14 protein-coding genes and 1 pseudogene are annotated in these 20,456 nt (G+C 64.6%); 11 read left to right on the top strand and 4 right to left on the bottom strand.

The features are described 5' to 3' along the window. Positions 1-383 precede the first annotated feature (383 nt). The 4 genes and pseudogenes from ACPXCG_RS06855 to ACPXCG_RS06840 form a co-directional block, all read right to left on the bottom strand. Positions 384-3,683: pseudogene (locus tag ACPXCG_RS06855) on the bottom strand (DUF3367 domain-containing protein); the annotation flags it as partial. A gap of 78 nt (positions 3,684-3,761) precedes the next feature. Further along, complete coding sequence (locus ACPXCG_RS06850) at positions 3,762-3,962, bottom strand: DUF2613 domain-containing protein (protein ID WP_425790334.1); 201 nt, start codon at positions 3,960-3,962, stop codon at positions 3,762-3,764. A 55-nt stretch (positions 3,963-4,017) separates the two neighbouring features. Next, positions 4,018-4,524, bottom strand: a complete 507-nt coding sequence (locus ACPXCG_RS06845; protein WP_425790332.1) for a universal stress protein — start codon at positions 4,522-4,524, stop codon at positions 4,018-4,020. 40 nt (positions 4,525-4,564) lie between these two features. Then, the gene (locus tag ACPXCG_RS06840) at positions 4,565-4,756 is read right to left on the bottom strand and encodes a hypothetical protein (protein ID WP_425790331.1); all 192 of its coding nucleotides are present in this window, start codon (positions 4,754-4,756) and stop codon (positions 4,565-4,567) included. A gap of 16 nt (positions 4,757-4,772) precedes the next feature. Here ACPXCG_RS06840 and ACPXCG_RS06835 point away from each other — a divergent pair, with 16 nt between their 5' ends. The 11 genes from ACPXCG_RS06835 to ACPXCG_RS06785 all read left to right on the top strand — a co-directional run bounded on the left by ACPXCG_RS06835 (position 4,773) and on the right by ACPXCG_RS06785 (position 20,331). Next, the gene (locus tag ACPXCG_RS06835) at positions 4,773-5,759 is read left to right on the top strand and encodes a glycoside hydrolase family 3 N-terminal domain-containing protein (RefSeq protein ID WP_425790330.1); all 987 of its coding nucleotides are present in this window, start codon (positions 4,773-4,775) and stop codon (positions 5,757-5,759) included. Between the two features lie 74 nt (positions 5,760-5,833). Beyond that, positions 5,834-6,448: a TetR/AcrR family transcriptional regulator gene (locus ACPXCG_RS06830; protein WP_425790328.1), complete on the top strand. Its 615-nt coding sequence runs from the start codon at positions 5,834-5,836 to the stop codon at positions 6,446-6,448. A gap of 270 nt (positions 6,449-6,718) precedes the next feature. After that, on the top strand, positions 6,719-8,320 hold the full coding sequence (locus ACPXCG_RS06825; RefSeq protein ID WP_425790326.1) for a type I restriction-modification system subunit M: 1,602 nt from the start codon (positions 6,719-6,721) through the stop codon (positions 8,318-8,320). Further along, positions 8,317-9,480 (top strand): restriction endonuclease subunit S, encoded by a 1,164-nt coding sequence (locus tag ACPXCG_RS06820; protein WP_425790324.1) that lies wholly within the window; start codon positions 8,317-8,319, stop codon positions 9,478-9,480. The genes ACPXCG_RS06825 and ACPXCG_RS06820 overlap by 4 nt, the downstream gene beginning before the upstream one ends. After that, positions 9,477-11,282 carry an AAA family ATPase gene (locus ACPXCG_RS06815; RefSeq protein ID WP_425790322.1) on the top strand — a complete coding sequence of 602 codons (1,806 nt, stop codon included), beginning with the start codon at positions 9,477-9,479 and terminating at the stop codon, positions 11,280-11,282. Before ACPXCG_RS06820 ends, ACPXCG_RS06815 begins: the two co-directional genes overlap by 4 nt. Beyond that, complete coding sequence (gene mcrC, locus ACPXCG_RS06810; RefSeq protein WP_425790320.1) at positions 11,279-12,388, top strand: 5-methylcytosine-specific restriction endonuclease system specificity protein McrC; 1,110 nt, start codon at positions 11,279-11,281, stop codon at positions 12,386-12,388. Before ACPXCG_RS06815 ends, mcrC begins: the two co-directional genes overlap by 4 nt. A 43-nt stretch (positions 12,389-12,431) precedes the next feature. Beyond that, positions 12,432-13,808, top strand: coding sequence for a DUF222 domain-containing protein (locus tag ACPXCG_RS06805; protein ID WP_425790319.1), 1,377 nt, complete (start codon positions 12,432-12,434; stop codon positions 13,806-13,808). An 83-nt stretch (positions 13,809-13,891) separates the two neighbouring features. After that, positions 13,892-15,115, top strand: a complete 1,224-nt coding sequence (locus ACPXCG_RS06800) for an ATP-binding protein (RefSeq protein WP_425790317.1) — start codon at positions 13,892-13,894, stop codon at positions 15,113-15,115. A 106-nt stretch (positions 15,116-15,221) separates the two neighbouring features. Next, complete coding sequence (locus tag ACPXCG_RS06795) at positions 15,222-18,665, top strand: DEAD/DEAH box helicase family protein (RefSeq protein ID WP_425790315.1); 3,444 nt, start codon at positions 15,222-15,224, stop codon at positions 18,663-18,665. Positions 18,666-18,834: 169 nt separating this feature from the next. Then, entirely contained in the window at positions 18,835-19,155 is a 321-nt protein-coding gene (locus tag ACPXCG_RS06790) for a hypothetical protein (RefSeq protein ID WP_425790314.1), read from the top strand. A gap of 3 nt (positions 19,156-19,158) precedes the next feature. Beyond that, entirely contained in the window at positions 19,159-20,331 is a 1,173-nt protein-coding gene (locus ACPXCG_RS06785) for a hypothetical protein (protein ID WP_425790312.1), read from the top strand. Positions 20,332-20,456 lie beyond the last annotated feature (125 nt).

Here is a 20,456-nt window from a genome sequence, read left to right as displayed (position 1 = left end):
GCCTGCCACCCGTCGTTGGTGCTCTCCGGGACGACCAGGACACGCTGGTGTGCATCGGATTCCACCTGCACGGTGCGGTGGGTCGACGACCAGTCGGTGACCTTCGGCATGACCGGCGACGATCCGCCGTCCTCGGTCGCGCCACGCACCGGCATGGACACCTGGTCGACGGTGAACGCCGACCCCGGGTTGACCGACAACTCCTGTTCGCCGCCACCGAGTTTCACCGCGGCAGGCGAGCACGGCCGGGCGACCATCGGTTCACCGGCTCGCAATGCCGCCGCCGTGGTGCGCACCGACATCCCGATCACCTGTCCCGAGACGGTGAGACCTATGCCGGCGTCACAACCGATCTCGACGACCCGATCGTCGGCGGGCGGTGCCGGCGGTGCCGGACTGATCTGCACCTCGCTGATCCCGGCGGGCGCGGGCCGGGCGAACCCGAGATTGTTGACGTCGATGAGGTCGGCGGTCTTGGTCACCGTGAGGTCGATGCGGTCGGTGACCGCCGGGTCCAGCTCGACCACACCGTCCCGCCCGACGTCGCGGGCCTGGGGCCCGGTGCCGAGGTCGACGCTCACCCGCCGTGGGGCGGCGGGGTAGCGCTCCGGCGCGACGATGCGCAGCCGGTCGACGCGCTGTGCGTGGGGGAGACGGATCACCAATTCCGCTTTGTCGCCACGCTTCTTGTCCCCGGATGATTTGTCCGCCGAGGAGTCGGACGACGTCTCGGGGGCAGTCCACGTGGTGCCGACGTCGCCGTCGACCGCGGCGCCTGCATTGCCGCGCGGGTCGTCGACGCCGGTCGGTCCGTCCGCGGTGATCTGCCCGGGTGCGGAGATCAGCCCACGCAACGCGTCCCCGGACTTCGGTCGCAGCACCACGGTCGGGTTCACCTCGGTCGGGCCGGGCACCGACAACGAGCGGGTGAAGATCCCCGGCGTCTCCGGGCTCAGGCCGAGGCCGGGAGCGCACCGCTGCGAGTCGCCGTCGGCCACACACGCCGATCGGCCACCGAGTTCCTCGCCGAGCAGCCATCCCGACACCTTCGTCCCGTCGGGTGGCGGTGGCAGCACCACACGATGCCGGATGGTGAGCGGCGTGTGGCTCGACAGATCGGCCAATGAGAGCTCGCCGATGGCGAACTGGTTGCCGCCCCGGCCATCTGCCGTACTGATCGCCCGGATCTGCATCCACCGGGTGGGGCCACTCGGAGCCGTCACGGTGACCGGTTTGCCGGGCTCCACGCCCTGCGTGACGGAACTGCCCGCCTCGGTGGACACCAGGATGCCGCTGACATCGGAGCCGAGGGCCTTGCTCGTCGTGATGTTCACCGCGAGGTCGGAGCGAGGCTCGGTGAAGTCCAGGCGCATCCAGCGGCCGACCGCGGATTCGAGGCCACTGCTCACCCATGCCGTGTCGGGATCGCCGTCGAATGCCGCCGAAGGCGAGTTGGCCGGCGAGGTCTGTCCCAATTGTGTTGCATCCGAGGCTGACCCGGAGGTGGACACCCGGACCTGCCCCGGCCGGTTGTTCAGGAGCCACTGACCCTCGACGAGGGGCTGGCCGTCGACCGGGTAGTCGGGCGCCGCATTCTGGGTGCGCCGCGGGTCCCCCCGGGCGCGGATCGCCGAACTGTGGTCGTCGACCCGGCCGAAGTCGGTCTCCCGGTCGGTGGGCGTGTCGGTGATCAGGACGCCGCGGCCGCCGGCGAGGCCGGCCCGGCGCGCGTCGGCGTCGAGGACTGCCGGACCCATCGGGGCGAGTCCGGTGCGGGCGCGCTGTTCCTGAATCGCGGCAAGAGCTTCCGGGCCACCGGCCACCCGCGGCGCCGCGTCCGCATCGACGAGGACGGGGCCGGTACCGGGGAATCCCATCGGGCTGTGCACCGCGTAGATCTGGATCGCCGGCAAGAGCGGCCGTAAACCGTTGTCGCGCACCACCCCGGGTACGCTCGGCTGGCCGACGTCGGCGCCGAAGGTCGCGACCCGGTCCAGTCCGGGCGAGTTGTCGATGGCCTGCTGGGCGACGAGCGGTCGTGCGGATCGGGACGTGTCCGGATCGAGATCGGCACGCAGCACCACATATCCGATGCCCTGTTGGGCGAGGGTGGCGGCGAGTCCCGGTGAGCCCCGGCCGTCGGCGATGTCGCGCTGCACCGAGTCGAGGGCCCGGATAGCACCCGGCGGGGTGAGCGGAATCGCGTCGCGCACTGCCCATGGCTCCTCGGCGAGGGGTTGCATCGGTTCGTCGCGGGTGAGGCCCCAGAGTTGGTCGGCGAATGGCGCGCCCGGCACCACGAGGCTGCGGACCGGAGCGGTGCTGCCCGGTGGGCTGCCATGTGCGGACAGCCACTTCGACGCCGCCGACCAGTGATCGGGGATCGTGCGGTACGTGCCGGCAGGCGCCAGCTGTCCCGTCCAGATCAACGAGCCCGCACCGATGGCGGCAACCGCGACGACGATCGCGGCGGCCACCGGACGGGAACGCTGCGGGTGCGCGAAGGCCGCCGACATCTCCCGTAGGGAGGCTGTGCCGGGCAACGGCACGCGGGCGAGCAGATGCGCGGTGCCCAGAACCAGCGGGATACGGATGAACGGTTCGAACTTGTGGATGTTGCGCAACGGCGCGCCGGCACCGTCGAGGAAAACGCGGACCTGTTCGGCGATCGGAGAACCGAGTTCGCCGGCGAATCCGAGGCACATCAGCAGGAGGCCGATCACCAGCACGGTGGCCAGGCGGCCGCGGGACGGCATGTGCCGCATGCACAATCCGGCCAGACCGGCGGCGGCGAGCACTCCGGTCGCCAGCACGGCGGCCGGCTGGTCCACCAGCACCGCGCCGGCGACGCGTTCCGGCGACACGAACGGGGTCCAGGAGCTGGTGCCCCGCAACACCTCGGTCAATGAGGTCCATTCGGTGGTGACCCGCGACGACTCGATGAAGTCGAGGAACGGCGGGCTCACCCGCGACAGGATCAGCAGGGGCACCACCCACCAGGCGCACGCCATGACCATTCCGAGGGCCCACCATGCCCCGAACCGCCACCAGCGGGCCGCGGGGACCGAGCTGAGGACGGGCGCGTGGAGCAGCCACCACACGGCGGCGACGCCGAGCGCGGCGAGCGTCGCGACCGCGTTGACCGCACCCATCAGTGCGACCGCGGCGGCCGACTGAAGTGCCGGCCGCCAGAGCGGTCCGCGCTCGCGGTCGAGGACACGGACCAGCGGCACCAGTACCCACGGGGCCAGCACCATCGGCAGCGTCTCCGACGAGATCGAGCCGATGGTGGTGAGGACGCGGGGGCTCAGGACGAAGATGAGTCCGGCGATCACCCGCGATCCCGGCGAGCCCACTCGGAGCGCCTCGGCAAGGCGCACGATGCCGACGAAACCGATGACGAGGAGCAGCGCCCACCAGGTGCGCTGGACGATCCAGGGCGGGAGGTGGGCGAGGTCGCCGAGCGCGAAGAATGCGCCGTGCGGAAAGAAATAGCCGTAGGCCTGGTTCTGCACCTGGCCCATCGGTGCGTTGGGGGTCCACAGATGCGCGGCGCGGCTCAGGAAGCCGATCGGATCGGCGGTGAGGTCGAGTTTGGTGTCGGCGGCGATCCGCCCAGGGGACTGCAGGAACGAGACGACGAGCGCGCAGACCGTGGCGACGGCGACTCCCCGCTTCGACAGCGTCCGGTCGAGGGCGGGATCGCGGATCCGTGCCGGGTCGGACCGATCGACCGCGGTGGTCAGGTCAGGCCTCGAAGGTCAGTTGTCGGCCCCGGTATCGCCCCGGGTGCCGTAGTCGACCGAGCCCTGGACGAAACCGCTGTTCGGATTGACGCTGTTGACGTCCGTCGACGGGCTCGTCTCGGTGGACAGGAACCCACCGAGGAACACGGCGCCGAGTCCCACCAGGATGCCGGCGACTCCGGCCACGGCTCCGGCGACGAGGCGGTTGTTGGTCATGGCGACGAAAATACCATTGACCACATAGGTCTCTGATGAGTGCGCGGAAAGTGCACTACAGAGTCACCGGCGGTTGCTTCTCACACTGGGCGGGCACGATGAACACCGGACGATGGCAATGTTTGAGGACGGCCTCGGCCACGCTCGACCGTAAGAGGGCCTTCAGACCCGACGCGCCGCGGGTTCCGGTGACCAGCAGATCGACGTCGAGGGCATCGGCGGCGGCGACCAGCGCGGCCCACACTGTCGACTCCACCTCGACCAGCGATCCGTGCGCATCCATCCCGACCGACACGGCCAGTTCCACGCCGCTTTTGTTGAGGGTCTCCGCCTCCACCTCGAGCGCATGGTCGACGCCGGCCTCGAGTTGGGTGTCGAGGAAGGGCTGCATCCCGCCGGAGAGTGTGGACAGGCGTGCCGGCGACATCCCGCCGGGCTGCCAGGCGGTCACCACGTGGGCGGTCTCGGCGCGGAGGAATTGTGCGGCGTAGCGGATCGCGCGATCGGCATTCGGCGAGCCGTCGTAGGCGATCATCAGCGTCTGGTGGACACCCTGGTCCATGGGGCCAGATTACATGCCAGACTCGAGGCATGGGCTCATCTCAGCGAGGTCGAGGAGTGCGTGGCGTACTGGCGGTGATGACGGTCGCGGTCGTCGTGGTGGCCGGTGCGGGTTGCGCGTCGGAGCAGTCACCGGGCTCCGCGGAAAGCGCGACGTCGGCGTCGCGCAGTTCGTCGGCGGTCTCGTCGCCGTCGTCGAGCGCCGTTGCCGCACCGGTATCAGCTTGTGGCACAGCCGAACTCTCAAAGATGACGTTGCGGCAGAAGCTTGCGCAGATGATCGTCGTCGGGGTCACCGGGGCGGCCGACGCACAGGCCATCGTGAACAAGGAACAGGTCGGCGGGATCTTTGTCGGCAGCTGGACCGACATGTCGATCCTGTCCAGCGGTGCCGCCGGCCGCATCTCGCGGAACAGCAAGATCCCGCTGATGGTCACGGTGGACCAGGAGGGCGGGCGTGTGTCGCGGTTGTCGTCGCTGGGTATCGACAGCCCGTCGGCCCGCGAACTCGCGCAGACCAAGACCCCCGCCCAGGTGCAGGCACTGGGCCAGTCGATGGGCCGGCAGTTGCGGCAGCTGGGGGTCACCGTGAACTTCGCGCCGGACGTGGACGTGAGTGCCGAGGCCGACGACGAGGTGATCGGTGACCGGTCGTTCAGCAATGACCCGGCCGTCGTCACCGAGTACGCGGGGGCCTTCTCCGCCGGTCTGCAGTCGGCCGGGATCACCCCGGTGTACAAGCACTTTCCCGGGCATGGGCACGGTTCCGGCGATTCACATCTCGGCGTCGTGGTGACGCCGCCGCTCGCGTCGCTGGAGAAGAGTGACCTGGTGCCGTATCGCACCCTGCTCAAGAACCCGGGCAACGCGGCGGTGATGGTCGGCCACCTGATCGTCCCGGGGCTGACCGGCCCGGAGACCCCGTCCAGTATCAGCCCCCGGGCGATCGGCATGTTGCGGACCGGGCAGCCCTATGGCGGGCCGCCCTTCAACGGCGTGGTCTTTTCCGACGACCTGTCCGGCATGGCCGCCATCAGCGCTCGTTATCCCATTGAGCAGGCGGTGCCGATGGCCATCGAGGCGGGCTCCGACGTCGCGTTGTGGCTGGCCACCGATCATGTCAGTTCGGTGCTCGACTCGCTGCAGCGGGAGGTCGCGGCCAAGCGGCTCACGATGGCCCGGGTGGACCGCTCGGTGGTGCGGATTCTCCGGTCGAAAGGCGTTCTCACCTGCTGAACTTACCGGCTGGTAAGTAATCCGGTAAGCTCTGAACACTCAGGTGTCGGTGTTGGCGTGCGAAGAGGTGTGTGATGGCAGGCGGGACGAAGCGGTTGCCCCGCGCGGTGCGGGAGCAACAAATGCTGGACGCCGCCGTCAAGGTTTTCTCGGAAAACGGCTTCCGCGAGGCGTCGATGGACTCGATCGCCGCCGAGGCAGAGATCAGCAAACCGATGCTCTACCTCTATTACGGCTCCAAGGACGAACTGTTCAGCGCCTGCATCGAGCGCGAGTCCGGTCGCTTCATCGAGGCGATGAGCGTCGGTTTCGATCCATCGCTGAGGCAGCGGGAGCAGGCTCGGACCGTCGTGAAGGAGTTCCTTCGCTACGTCGACGAGAACCGCCAGTCGTGGAAGGTGCTCTATCGCGTCGCGGTCGGTACGGCGAGCTTCTCGCACTTCGTCTCCGACAGTCGGGCCCGTGTCACCGAGATGGTCACCGAACTGATCCGCGCCGGCACCACGGTCGAGGGCGCCCGCGACATCGACTTCGAGCTCACCGCCGTCGCACTCGTCGGTGCCGGTGAGGCCGTCGCCGACCGGATCACCGAGGGCGACGTGGACCTCGACACCGCGACCGACCTCCTCGTCGGCATCACCTGGCGCGGACTCAAGGGGGTCGGGACGGCGGACGCCGTCGCGGAGTGAACCGCTCCATCCCCCGCAAGACACCCAGAACTACCAAAAACACGGTATGCATCCGTTGTTTGTGGGAGTTCTGTGTGGTGCGTGGCGTGCGCTGCCTCGGTACAGCAGATGACGCGCAGTCCAGCAACGTCAACGTGCTGTTCCGTTCGCGTTGAGTCACTGATCGAATCGCTGAATCGCCACGCTGACTCCTCGACTCGCTGATCCTGTCGGTACCCCTCGCTATACAGTTCTGTTCGGGTTCGCCAACAACGCTATGGAGTGCAATCAGTGATCACCGGAGAGCAGAAGAGCAAGGTCGACGCCGTCTGGGACGCGTTCTGGTCAGGCGGCATCGCCAACCCGCTGCAGGTGATGGAGCAGATCACCTACTTGCTGTTCATCCGACGGCTCGACGACGAGCAGACACGCGCGTTGAATCGCGCGAACCTCACCAAGAAGCCGATCCAGGACAACCCGTTCCCGGTCGAGCGCGACGAGCTGCGATGGTCGGTGTTCAAGAACTATTCGGCCGACGAGATGTTCGAGACCATCGACAAGAAGGTCTTCCCGTTCATCCAGACGATGCGCGACGAGGACTCCACCTACGCCCATTTCATGAAGGACGCACGGCTCGCGATCCCCAACGCAGCCATGCTGGTCAAGGTGGTCGACCTGCTCGACAACATCAAGATGGAAGATCTCGACACCAAGGGCGACATCTACGAGTACATGCTCGCCAAGATCGCCAGCTCCGGGCAGAACGGTCAGTTCCGCACGCCGCGCCACTTCATCAAGCTGATGGTCGAGATGATGGCACCCGAGGTGGGCGACACCATCGTCGACCCGGCGTCGGGCACGTGCGGCTTCCTCGTCGCCGCCACCGAGTACATGCGTGACAATCACGCCGACGAGATCAACTCGGGCAAGGGCGCGAAGCACTTTCACAACGAGATGTTCCACGGGTTCGACTTCGACAACACCATGCTGCGCATCGGCTCGATGAACATGCTGCTGCACGGCGTGGAGCAACCCGACATCCGCTATCGTGACTCGTTGGCAGAAGCCAACACCGGCGATGCAGGTGCCTACTCGATGGTGTTGGCCAATCCGCCGTTCGCCGGCAGCCTCGACTACGAGAACACCGCCAAGGATCTGCAGCAGATCGTCAAGACGAAGAAGACCGAACTGCTGTTCCTCGCGCTGTTCCTGCGCCTACTCAAGCCCGGCGGCCGCGCCGCGGTGATCGTCCCCGACGGCGTCCTGTTCGGATCGTCCAAGGCGCACAAGGAGCTTCGTCGCATGCTCGTCGACGATCACAAGCTCGACGCCGTGGTCAAACTCCCGTCCGGTGTGTTCAAGCCCTACGCCGGAGTCTCGACCGCGATCCTGTTCTTCACCAAGACCAACTCCGGCGGTACGGAGAACGTCTGGTTCTACGACGTCCAGGCCGACGGATACTCGTTGGACGACAAGCGCACCGCGTTGCTCGACGCCGACAAGCTCGGCCCCATTCCTTCGGCGGCTGAGGGCGGCGACAAACGGGCCGCGTCTGCACCGCTGGCTGAGGGCGGCGACGAAGGAGCCGCGACACGAAGCCTCACCCCCAACGAGCACACCAAGAACAACCTCCCGGATGTCCTGCGCCGCTGGGCCAACCGCGACGGCGCCGAACTCAAACGCGAGCGCACGGAACAGTCCTTCTGCGTTCCGCGGAACGCGATCGAAGAGCAAGGCTACGACCTGAGCCTCAATCGGTACAAGGAGATCGTCCACGAAGAGGTCGAACACCGTGCGCCGGCAGAGATCCTGGATGAGTTGGAGAAGATGGAGCTGGATATTCAGTCGGGGTTGGCCGAGCTGCGGGAGATGTTGGCCGGAGGTGGGGAGTGAGCTTCGAGAACGTCCCGCTGGCGGAGGTCTGTGAGATCAACCCAAAGCGGCTAGAGAGCATCGCGAATGATGCCACTGTTTCATTCCTCGGCATGGCCGATGTATCGGAAGCTGGCACTACCGCCCCCGGCGCGGACCGACCGTTCGGTGATGTGCGCAAGGGGTATACCGCTTTTCAAGATAACGACATTTTGCTAGCGAAGATCACCCCGTGCTTTCAGAATGGAAAGATCGCGCAGGCGCGACTAGCACGTCTGCAGGGCGCGGGATCGACCGAGTTTCATGTTCTGCGAGGTCTCGACGGTCGGCTCGACCAGAGGTACATGCTGCACTTCCTGCGTCGCGATCAGGTCTTAATTGACGGAGAGCGCAGGATGACGGGTAGCGGCGGTCAACGTCGGGTGCCCGTACAGTTCTTGGAGACGCTGCAGATCCCCCTCCCTCCCCTCCCCGAACAACGCCGCATCGCAGCCATCCTCGACCACGCCGACGCCCTCCGCGCCAAGCGTCGCGAGTCTGTCGGCCACCTGGCTGAGCTTTCCCGATCAATCTTCATCGAGATGTTTGGCGATCCTGAGAGGTTGGCGGGCGGAATGATCCCGTTGGGCTCGGTCTCGACAATCTCGTCCGGCAGTACCCCAAAGCGTTCAGATCCGGCGTTGTACGGAGGCGACACACCATGGGTCAAGACCGGAGAGGTCAAGAATGAAGTTATTCATGCGACAGAAGAGTGCGTTACAGATGAGGGAGTTCGACAAGCGCGGCTGAAGACGTACTCACCTGGTGCGATTCTTGTCGCGATGTACGGCCAGGGTGCGACACGGGGTCGTGTCGGGCTCCTAGGGGTTCGAGCTACCACGAACCAGGCGTGCGCAGTGGTCGAACCCGATGCCGCGGTCCTTTCAGAGTTCGTGTTCGATCAGCTGAAGTTTTCGTATGAGAGGCTGCGAGGAGAGGGACGGGGAGGGAATCAACCCAACTTGAATGGGCAACTGGTCGCGGATTTCCCTGTCTATGTCCCGGCATTGGCCATGCAAACTGACTATCTGCACAAGCGGACAGCGCTAGGTCGTGTGATGTCGAGCATGAAGCAGGAGTTGGAGTCGTTGGACACCCTCTTCTCCTCCCTCCAATCCCGCGCCTTCCGAGGTGAACTGTGAGTCAACCGGTTTCGTCTCTCCCTACTAAGTTCGAACTCACCCGCCCACTCCTGGCCCTGATGGGTGACGAGCAGATTTGGTCGCGGGCAGCGTTGATTAAAGCGCTGGCTGACGCGCTTCAACTGACACCAGAACAGCGCGCCGAGACCGTCAAGTCGGGGAGCAAGCGGCTCGACGCCAGGGTGAGCTGGGCGCTGCACTATCTCAAGCTCAGTGGCGCGATCGAGGCCACCGAGCCGGGGCGGACGACGATCACCTCCTACGGGCACCAGTTGCTCGTCGAGCACCCAGATAGGTTGACGCAGGACAATCTGGAAGAATCGCCGCAGTACCTCGACGATTCATCCACCCCGCCCGTCGACGACTCCGAGGACCTACCGGTGTCCTGGTTCGTGGGTGCCGTGTTCGGCGACGAGCCCGGGGATGAGGCCTACGATCACACCGGCCATTTCCGGACTCAGGGGCGGTGGAGTGCGGGCACTCCGCACAAGTACGCGGAGCAGATCAAGTCGATGAAGGCCGGAGATCGGATCGCGATCAAGACGGCTTTCACCCGAAAGCATGACTTGCCCTTCGACATCAACGGCAAGACTGCGTCGGTGATGTCGATCAAGGCAACAGGCGTGATCACCCGCAACATCGGTGACGGTGACAGCGTGGAGGTCGACTGGGACCCCGAAAACCTGCTACCCGAAGAGGACTGGTATTTCTGGACGAGCCGTACCACGGTGTGGGCGGTACGCCCGAGCACATGGAAATCCAAGGCACTCATCGCGTTCACATTCGATGGCGAGGACCAGGACTACGGCAGATTCCTCGCGGAACCCTATTGGGAGAAGAAGTACGGTCTCACCGCCAAGCCCGCCCACGACGATGACGACTCAACCCGCCTCGACGAGGAACTCCCAGATGAGCCTGCCTATACCGTCGAAGACATCGCGGACGACGGCTGCTTTGTCTCACCGTCGGAGCTGAAGCGCTACATCAACGCACTCAAGCGCAAGAAGAACCTCATCCTGCAAGGCCCGCCCGGCACCGGAAAGACGTGGCTGGCCAAACGTCTGGCCTATGCGATCATCGAACGCAAAGATCGGAAACTGATCCACGCGTTGCAGTTCCATCCGACGGTGTCTTACGAGGACTTCGTCCGCGGTTGGCGGCCGAGTGGGGACGGCAAGCTCACGCTCACCGATGGTGTCTTCCTCGACGTCATCGATGCCGCGGTCAACGAGCCCGACAACAACCATGTCCTGGTCATCGAAGAGATCAACCGCGCGAACCTCGCCCAGGTGATGGGGGAGCTGTTGACGCTGCTCGAAGCCGACAAACGCAAGCCGTCGGAGGCGTTGCAGCTGGCATACTCTCGGCCCGACGAAGACCCCATCTTCATTCCCGAGAATCTGTACATCATCGGCACCATGAACTTGGCCGACCGTTCCTTGGCCATCGTCGACTTCGCCTTGCGTCGTCGGTTCGCGTTCGCCGATCTGTCGCCGCAGTTCAACGCCGCTTGGCAGCAATGGGTTTCGCAGCGCAATGGCATCGACAAGACGGTTCTAAACGGTCTGGGTGCCCGCATCGGTGCGCTCAACTCCCAGATCGCCGACGACCGCTCACTTGGTGCGCAGTACTGCATCGGCCACAGCTTCTTCACCCCGGCCAACGACACGAAGATCGACGATCCGCCGGCATGGGTTCGCGGTGTCGTCGAGCAGGAGATCCGACCGCTGCTGGCCGAGTACTGGTTCGACGACCCGGAGCGGGTCGAGTCCGAAACAGCAAAGTTGACCGTCACGCCGTGACCGCACCCGGGGCTATCATCAGCGGCAGCACCGCGATCCCGGTGCGTAACCTTTGGCTGCTGATGCTGTACGCCTCCAAGCTGTTTCAACGCGACCAGCGCCTGCGCAACGGCAGCGCCGAGGCCAACCCGGACGATCTGTTCGACCTGATCACCGAGATCCTCGTCGTGGCCACCGAGCGGCGTCTGCAACGAAGTCTCGGGCGACAGTATCGATCCCGGTCCGACACACTCACCCGGGTGCGCGGCCAGATCGACGTCCTCACCACGGAATCGAAGATGCTCCTCGCTCAGGGGCGGGTGGCCTGCACCTACGACGAGTTGTCGGTCGACAACCTCCGCAACCGGGTGCTGCGGACGGCGCTGGTCCTTGCTGCGCGCCACGTCGGCGACATCACGCTGGAACGCAGAGCCCGCGCGCTGGCCGAAATCCTCAGCCAGTATGGCGTGTCTGCGCGGTTGGTGACCCAGCGCGAGGCCGCCCAGCTCACACTGGGCCGCAACGAGCAGGACGACGTCGAAGCCATCGATGCGGCTCGGCTGCTGATCCAGATGACGATCCCGGCAGAAGAGTCGGGCAAGCAGACCAACCGCGATCCCGAACGTGAAGCCGCGCAGATCCGCACTCTGTACGAGGCAGCGGTGCGTGGCTTCTACCGAGCCGTGCTCGGGTCCGACTGGACCGTGGCAGCCGGCGAGGTGCACCACCATTGGCCCGTCGTCGACGCGACCGCCGGTCTCGCACCAATCCTTCCGATCATGAAGACCGACACGCTGCTGGAGACGACGTCTCGGCGAATCATCATCGAGACCAAGTTCGCGGACGCGCTCAAACCGAATCAGTACGGCGCCGTGAAGCTGTCACGCGACCACATCTTCCAGCTGTACGCATATGTCCAATCGCAGCACGGACAGGATGAGCTGTCGCGGTCTGCCGAAGGAGTCCTGCTGTACCCGGTTGTGGTTCAGCAGCTTGACGAGTCGGCAATTGTGCAAGGCCACCGTTACCGCTTTCTTGCGGTCGATCTGGGTGGGAGCGCTGCTCAGATCCGAGAGACCTTGTTGAGCGTTCCGCGGAACGCCGAAGCTGTCGGTGACTACCGGTAGATTCAGTGATAACCGGTTCGCATCGTGCACAGGGGGTTTCGTGATGTCGGTTGCTCAGTTGGTTCCCGCGGACGACGCGTCGTCAAGCATTTTCGACGACACACGCCCGGAAGATCTCTCCGATGATGAGATCGCCGATCGGCTCGTCGGCTACGCGAGTCAGGTTGCGGCGATGACCGCCCGATTCCTGGATCTGTTGGCGGCGTTCGACGATCGCAGTGCGTGGGGCGGGGATGGCATTCTCTCGTGCGCGCACTGGTTGACGTGGCGGACCGGTCTGTCCATCCGCACCGCCCAGGATCACCTGCGGGTCGCGCACGCGGTGCCGGCGTTGCCACTCATCCGCGAGGCGTTCTCACACGGACGTCTGTCGTACTCGAAGGTTCGTGCGCTCACGCGGGTGGCGACTCCCGAGCGCGAACAGGAACTGCTCAACGTGGCGATGTCCTCGACCGCAGCACAAGTTGAACGACTGGTACGCAAGCTTCGCCACATCGACCGTCATGCCGAGGAAGAGGAACGGGGACAGATCGATTCGAGAGGCAGCTGGCGCTGGAACGACGACGGCAGCCTGTCAGTGAACTTGCGTCTCTCGCCCTTGGACGGTGCACGTTTCCTGGCCGGAGCCGTGCGGGCCGAGTACGAGCGGACGCGCATTGGGGGCGACCCCGACGTCCCCACACCCACAGATCCTGCATCCGAGACGCCGTCATCGAAATCGGCGCCGGACCTGTGGCGCAACGTCCCGTCCGACATCGCGCCGGCGGTGATCGCCATGGCCGACACCGTACAGACGGTCATCGAGGTGCCTGAGTTCGTGCCCGGCGCCGAGGTCGTCGTGCACGACGATGTCGACGAGCCGCATATCGACGGCGGTCCCGCACTCGATCGTGCCGAGGTCGACGAAGCACGCTGTGGCGGTACCGAACGCAGGGTTCGACGCGGCAAACGTGGCGTGGTGTTGACATGGGGACGCAAGCGACGGATGCCGACGCGGGCGTTGATGCGGATCATCTTCGAACGCGACCGGTGCTGCCGGGTTCCCGGGTGCGGGCGCACCCGGCATCTGCACGCCCATCACGTCCAGTTCGTGTCACACGGCGGTACTACGGAACCGGACAACCTGATCCTGCTGTGCTCCACCCATCACCGGGCTTTGCATCGTGGCGAGTTCTCCATCCGAGCCCTGGGCGAACAGCAATTCAGTTTTCACCGATCAGACGGCTCGATCATCGACGACGCACCGCCGATGCGGGCACCCGACGATTGGCACCCCGACAGCGGGATCGACGATGACGCCGTCCTGCCGATCAACCCCGGCCGCCGCCTCGACCTCGGCTACACCACCGAAGTGCTCCACGCCGTCTGGGCATGGAAGGCGCAGAAAGAAGCGGAGCAGGCTGAGGCGGTGGCGGCGTAGCGCGTTCCGCGGAACGCTCAGCAGGCGTGGAGCAAGAGTTATTAGGGTTTATTGCTAGGTAATAAACTGCTATAACTCTTACTATGGACCCTCTGCTCAACCCCTACACTCCGAACGCTGGTGCGACACCAGCAGTAGTGGTTGGGCGTGACGACCAGATGTGGCACTTCGAACTGCTTCTTGCGCGATTGGAGAAGTCGCGAACTGAACAGTCGATGATCGTCACCGGTCTTCGGGGCGTCGGCAAAACCGTGTTGCTGCGCGAGTTCCAGAAGAAGGCGTCGAACCGTGGCTGGGCGATCGTCGACTTGGAGGTGAGCAAGCACGACGACCAGTCCTTTCGTCGCCAGGTCGGTCAGCTGATGCGGCAGGCGCTGCTGAGTATCTCGCCACGTGCCAAGTGGGGTGAGCGAAGCAAGAAGGCCGCTGCGATCCTGCGTTCCTTCACGGTGACCGTTGACAGTGAAGGGCGGCTGACTGCGGGCTGGGACGTCTCTGGCTACGACGACGCGACAGCGGACACCGGCGACCTCGCGATGGACCTCACCGAGCTGCTCGTCGCGGTTGGCGAGGCGGCCCAAGACAAAGACACGGGTGTCGTTCTCCTGCTCGACGAGGTCCAGTTCCTGCAACGAGAGCAACTCGAGGCGTTGATTGCTGGAATCCACAAATGTGTCCAACGGGAGTTGCCTATCACCATGGTCGGTGCGGGACTACCGCAGATCGCGGAACTCGCAGGTGAGGCAAAGTCGTACGCGGAGCGGCTGTTCAAGTTTCCGACCATTGGGGAGCTGAGCGATGCTGACGCCCGTTACGCGTTGCAGGAACCCGCCAGGGAGGAAGGCGCAGAGTTTACGGACGCGGCTCTGGATCTGGCGCTCGAACTGACGGGGAACTACCCGTACTTCCTCCAGGAGCTTGGCTACGCGGTGTGGCCGGTAGCACCAGACAGGGTGATCACGGTCGAGGACGTACGGGAGGCTCGGACAACCTACGAGGACAAGCTGGACTCGAGCTTCTTCCGGGTCCGCCTCGACCGGGCAACGGAGTTGGAGCAGGCGTACATGCGTGCGATGGCTGAACTCGGCCCGGCACCGCAACTCGCCGGCGACGTTGCGCGCCTGCTGGGTCGCAGCTCGCAGCAATGTGCGCCAACCCGATCCACACTCATCGAGAAGGGACTGCTCTACACGCCTGGCCACGGGTACGCGGCATTCACCGTGCCCCACTTCGACCAGTTCATGAAGCGGTCAGTGCCGGAACTCAAAGTACCCGCTATCAGACCGCGAAAACGTAAGCGGAAGTAGCCGCGGATGCGGACCAGAGACGTTGTCGCACCCGGTCGCTAGTCTGATCGGCTCCCCAACAGAGCGGCACGGTTGTGCCAAGATCGAACTCGGTGAAGGAGGCAAGGTGGCCGGCAACTTCGATTTCCTGCAAGGCGAGTGGCCGCAGCTGTACGCGGGTGCCAAGAGCGCGGAACGCGATGCGCTGTTCGACGCCCGCACCACCTGCTTCTACGCGCGCCGTACCCTCGAGGCGACGGTGAAATGGCTGTACACCGCCAACCACCTGCAGGCTCCCTACAAGGACGACCTCTCGGCCCGAACCCACGATCCGGCGTTCCAGGCGCTGCTGCCGCCGCAGCTGTTTCCCAAGATGAACCTGATCCGCAAGAGCGGGAACCATGCGGTTCACGACGACCGCCCGGTGTCCAAAGAATTCGGTCTCCGAGTGCTCGAGGAGCTCTTCCACATCCTGTCGTGGTTGGCGCGGGAGTACGCATCCCAGCCCGATTCGAAGCCGGCGGCCGACCGGCAGTTCGACCGCGACCGCCTACCGAAACCCGGTGGCGGACCCGCCGTGGCAAAGACGATCGCGCAGCTACAACAGCTGAACGATCAGCTCGGCAAGAAGGATGCCGAACTCGCGCAAGCAGCAGCGCAGCGCGCCGACCTCACCGAGCAGCTCCTCGCCCGCGACAATCAGCTCAAGGCCGCCGACGCCGACAAGACATCTCTCGAAGACCTGGTCACCAAGCTGCGCTCCGAGGTCGCCGCAGCGAAGCAGTCCGCCGCCGCGCAACCAGACACCCACGACTACAACGAGGCACAGACTCGCCGGGACATCATCGACCTGCTACTCCACGAAGCGGGCTGGCCCCTCGATCAACCCCGGGATCGCGAGTTTCCGGTCACCGGAATGCCCGAAGGCAAGGCCGGCTACGTCGACTATGTCCTGTGGGGAACCGATGGGTTGCCGCTCGCAGTCGTGGAGGCCAAGCGGACATCGAAAGACGCCGAGGCGGGCAAGCACCAGGCCCGTCTGTATGCCGACCGTCTCGAATCGATGACCGGGCAACGTCCGATCATCTTCTACACCAATGGTTTCGAGACCTATCTGTACGACGACCACAATTATCCGCCGCGCCTTGTCGAAGGCTTCTACACCCGCGACGAACTGCAGCTCGAGATCCAACGCCGCACCACCCGCAAGCAGCTCGCCGATATCGAGATTCCCGCCGGCATCGTCGAACGTCCCTATCAGACCCGGGCGATCCGGCGCGTCACCGACCGCTTCGAGAACGAACGGCAACGTGCCGCATTGCTCGTGATGGCGACCGGTTCCGGCAAGACCCGTACGGTCATCGCGTTGTCGGACATGCTGATGCGTGCCAACTGGGCCAAGCGCATCCTGTTCCTCGCCGATCGCGTGGCACTCGTCAAACAGGCCGTGAACGCCTACAAGACCTTCCTGCCGGACGCTCCGCCGGTGAATCTGCTGACCGACAAGAACACCGACGGCCGGATCTACGTGTCGACCTACCCGACGATGATGGGCCTGATCAACGAGGTCGACGGCGGACTCCGCAGATTCGGCCCCGGCTACTTCGACCTCATCGTCATCGACGAGGCGCATCGCTCGGTGTATCAGAAGTACCGGCGCATCTTCGAGTACTTCGACTCGTTCCTGCTGGGCCTCACCGCCACACCGAAGGACGAGGTGGATTACAACACCTTCGCATTGTTCGGTCTGGAAACCGGCGTCCCCACTGACGATTACGAACTCGAAGAAGCCATCAACGACGGATACCTCGTCCGCCCCCGCGGTGTACCCGTACCGCTGAAGTTCCAGCGAACCGGAATCAAATACGACGATCTCACCGACGAGGAGAAGAAGCGGTGGGAGTCCCAAGACTGGGATGCTGAGTCCGATCCGAACGACGATGAGTACCCCGACGCCGTCGACGCCGAAGCCGTCAACAAGTGGCTGTTCAACACCGACACCGTCGACAAAGCACTCGAGGTCCTGATGACCAAGGGGCACCGCGTCGCCGGCGGCGATCGACTCGGCAAGACCATCATCTTCGCCAAGAACCAGCGGCACGCCGACTTCATCGCCGAACGCTTCGACGTGAACTATCCGCAGTACAAGGGGAGTTTCGCCGCGGTCATCACCCATTCGGTGTCGCACGGACAAGATCTGATCGACAAGTTCGCACAAACTGAATCCGAACCGCACATCGCGATCTCGGTGGACATGCTCGACACCGGCATCGACGTCCCCGACGTCGTCAACCTCATGTTCTTCAAGCCGGTTCGATCGAAGACCAAGTTCTGGCAGATGGTCGGACGGGGCACGCGGCTGCGTCCCGACCTGTACGGGCCCGATCAGCACAAGACGGACTTCTTCATCTTCGATCTGTGCGGCAACATGGAGTTCTTCGGTGCGAACCCGTCTCCCGCCGAAGGCAACATGGCCAAATCGCTCTCGCAGCGGCTGTTCGAGAAGCGGACAGACGTCGTGTTCGCCCTCGACCGGGCACAAGCACACGCGGACCTACGCTCCGAGATCGCCGACGGACTGCACCGAGAGGTACAGGCGATGAACCTCGACAACTTTCTGGTGCGTCCGCGCCGGCGACAAGTGGAAACCTACCGCGTCCGTGGCGCATGGGAGTCACTCACCGAGCAGAAGCTACGCGACATCGTCGACAACCTGGCCGACCTGCCCACCACGATCCGCGACACCGACGAGATGGCCAAACGGTTCGACCTCATCGTGTTGAGCGGTCAGCTTGCGGTGATCGAGGGCGACGACACCGAGTTCGATCGCCGACGCGACCGGATGCGCGAGATCGCCGACGGACTGCTCGAACAGCTCACCATCCCGAAGATCAAGGCCCAGGAAGAGCTCCTGCGCGACGTCGCGTCGGATGAGTGGTGGGTCGATGTCACGCCCGAGATGCTCGAGGGTGCGCGCAAGGATCTGCGCTCGCTGATCGGGTTGCTCGAGAAGAACAAGCAGCCCGTCGTCTACACCGACTTCACTGACACCTTCATCGGCGACGTGGAGGAGGTGGACATGCCGATGATGTCGACCGGCACGGACAGGGAACGTTTTACCGCCAAGGTGCGCGACTACCTGCGCCGCCAACCCGACAACCTGGCGCTACAGAAGCTGCGTACCGGCAAAGCCCTGACGCCGAACGATCTCGACTCGCTCCAAGAGCTCCTCGCCCGTAGTGGCGCAGGCACGCCCGAGGACCTCCAGCAGGCCATCGACGACGCCGAGGGCCTCAGCAAGTTCATCCGATCGCTGGTCGGACTCGACCGACAAGCTGTCAACGAGCGGTTCGCCGATTTCCTCGCCGACACCAACGCGACCGCCGACCAGATCGACTTCGTCGGCCTCATCATCGACCACCTGACACGCAACGGCACGATGGAACCCGGCCAGCTCTACGATCCACCGTTCACCGACAAGGCGCCGCAGGGGCCGGATCAGGTGTTCGACATGGCCAGGCTGACGAAGCTTGTCGAGATCATCGAGGAATTCGGGGATCTCGCCGGTTGACAGCAGCATTCACGCAACCGACAGAACACCACGCCGGATTTGACAGATTTGTACCTCTCCTTTATCCAGAAGATTGATCAACCAAGGCGGAACAATGTCGGATCTAATAGTCGATCCAGCTGCCGTCGCCGCTGCTGCAACGGAGGTATCGCGCTGCGCCTCTCGACTGATGGCGCTCGAACTCACCTCGTACGCGGGCCTCAACGGGACCACGTCGACCTTCAGTGAGCTGGCCAATCAGTTCAAAGGCGCGACGAGCGACATGTCCGCGATTGCCGCGACCGCGGACCAGAAGATCTCAGCGTCACTGGCTAACGCGTCGGGCACAGTATCAGCGTTTTCCGAACTGGTTACCGGCGTCAAGGACACCACTGTCGACACCGACGAGCAGAGCGCGGGCAGGCTGCGGGATGCCGTCCCGTATCCCGCTCGTCAGGGGCAACAGACAGACCGTACGGTCCCGATCGACGTTTTGCTCTCGGTGAAGTAGCGAATGCCGCCCAGCTACAACGAGGTGATGGCATGGAATCCTGACGTCTTGACCTCCATAGCAAACGGCGTGGTCAAGGTTCAGGCCCATCTCGAGGTCGAAGCGCCGAAGGCCGGAAACCCGGTCCTCAACCTGACTGCCACACAGTGGGCGGGGCAGGCACGCGGGCCCGCCGACAATCGGGCCGCCGGGATCACCCGATGGCTCAAGGAAGTGGCCGACGAGTACGGCGACTTGGCTGCCGCGCTCGACGCGGGGGCGCCCGACATTCGTGGGGCGATGAACGCACTGGCGAATCGGACGACGCTCGCCGATGTGGATGGCTACATCCTCGACCGAGGCAGTCGTAGCTACACCGTGAGTTTCCAGCCCGGTCGCGCGCCTGATGGTGCCGAGTTCGACGCCGGCACGGCACATGAGCATCAGACGGCCTTGCACAACCTCGGCACTGCTGCGGATACCGCCGTGACGAACGCCAGGAATGCCATCAACGCGGCGCTCTCTGAAATCGGGGGCATCACGCCGGCCTCGATAGCCGCCAACCGCGGAGCGATCGACCCCACGTTGGCCGCCGGCGACAGCGAGGCAATCCGCAATGGCACGGCCACTCCGGAGCAACGCGGGCGATTTGCTCGAGCGATGGGCCTCACCCCTGAGCAGTTGACCAAGCTGCAGGCGGGTGAGCCAGTGAATATCGATCCGTCGCGGCTGGCGTATATCAAGAATGCGTTGGCGGCGGACCCTGCAAACGGTGATCTGGCGAGCCCGGCGGTGACTGCGGCGCTCACAGCTGCCCAACAGCGGGGTAAAGACATTCGTGACGCATATAGCCGGTCCCGGCGATCGGTGGGGCAGGCCGGGATGAGTGCTGACGACATTGCCCGCATGAATAAACTTGGGAAGACCATGATCCGCGGCTCGTTTCTTCTCGGGGCGGGGGTCACGACCGCCGACGAGTGGGGCAAGTACGGTCGCGGTGAGCAGGATGGCGGGGACGCGGTCACTGCCATCGGTGGTTCGTTGGCCGGGGGCGCCATCGGTGGCGCTGCTGCGGGGGCCGTCGTCGGGTCCTTCGCCGGTCCAGTTGGTACCGCAATCGGCGCGGGTATCGGTGCAGCTATCGGCAGCAAGGCCGGGGCTGATGCGGCCAGAGTGGTGAAAGGGTGGTTCGATTAGTGATGCCTCGTGACGATAGAAGGCGCAAACACAAGCCCCGCCATCTAGCGGAGTCGTTTCCGCGTGGGTTCTCTTACTACACGTCAAGCGCAACAAGTTATCTCCTGGAGTGTTTGATCTGTACG

Origin of the sequence: Gordonia sp. DT218, from assembly GCF_049847105.1 — a bacterium.
In the GTDB taxonomy this organism is placed as follows: domain Bacteria; phylum Actinomycetota; class Actinomycetes; order Mycobacteriales; family Mycobacteriaceae; genus Gordonia.
The sequence above is the reverse complement of the archived record's forward strand: the minus strand, read 5'-3'. Positions and strand labels throughout refer to the sequence as shown.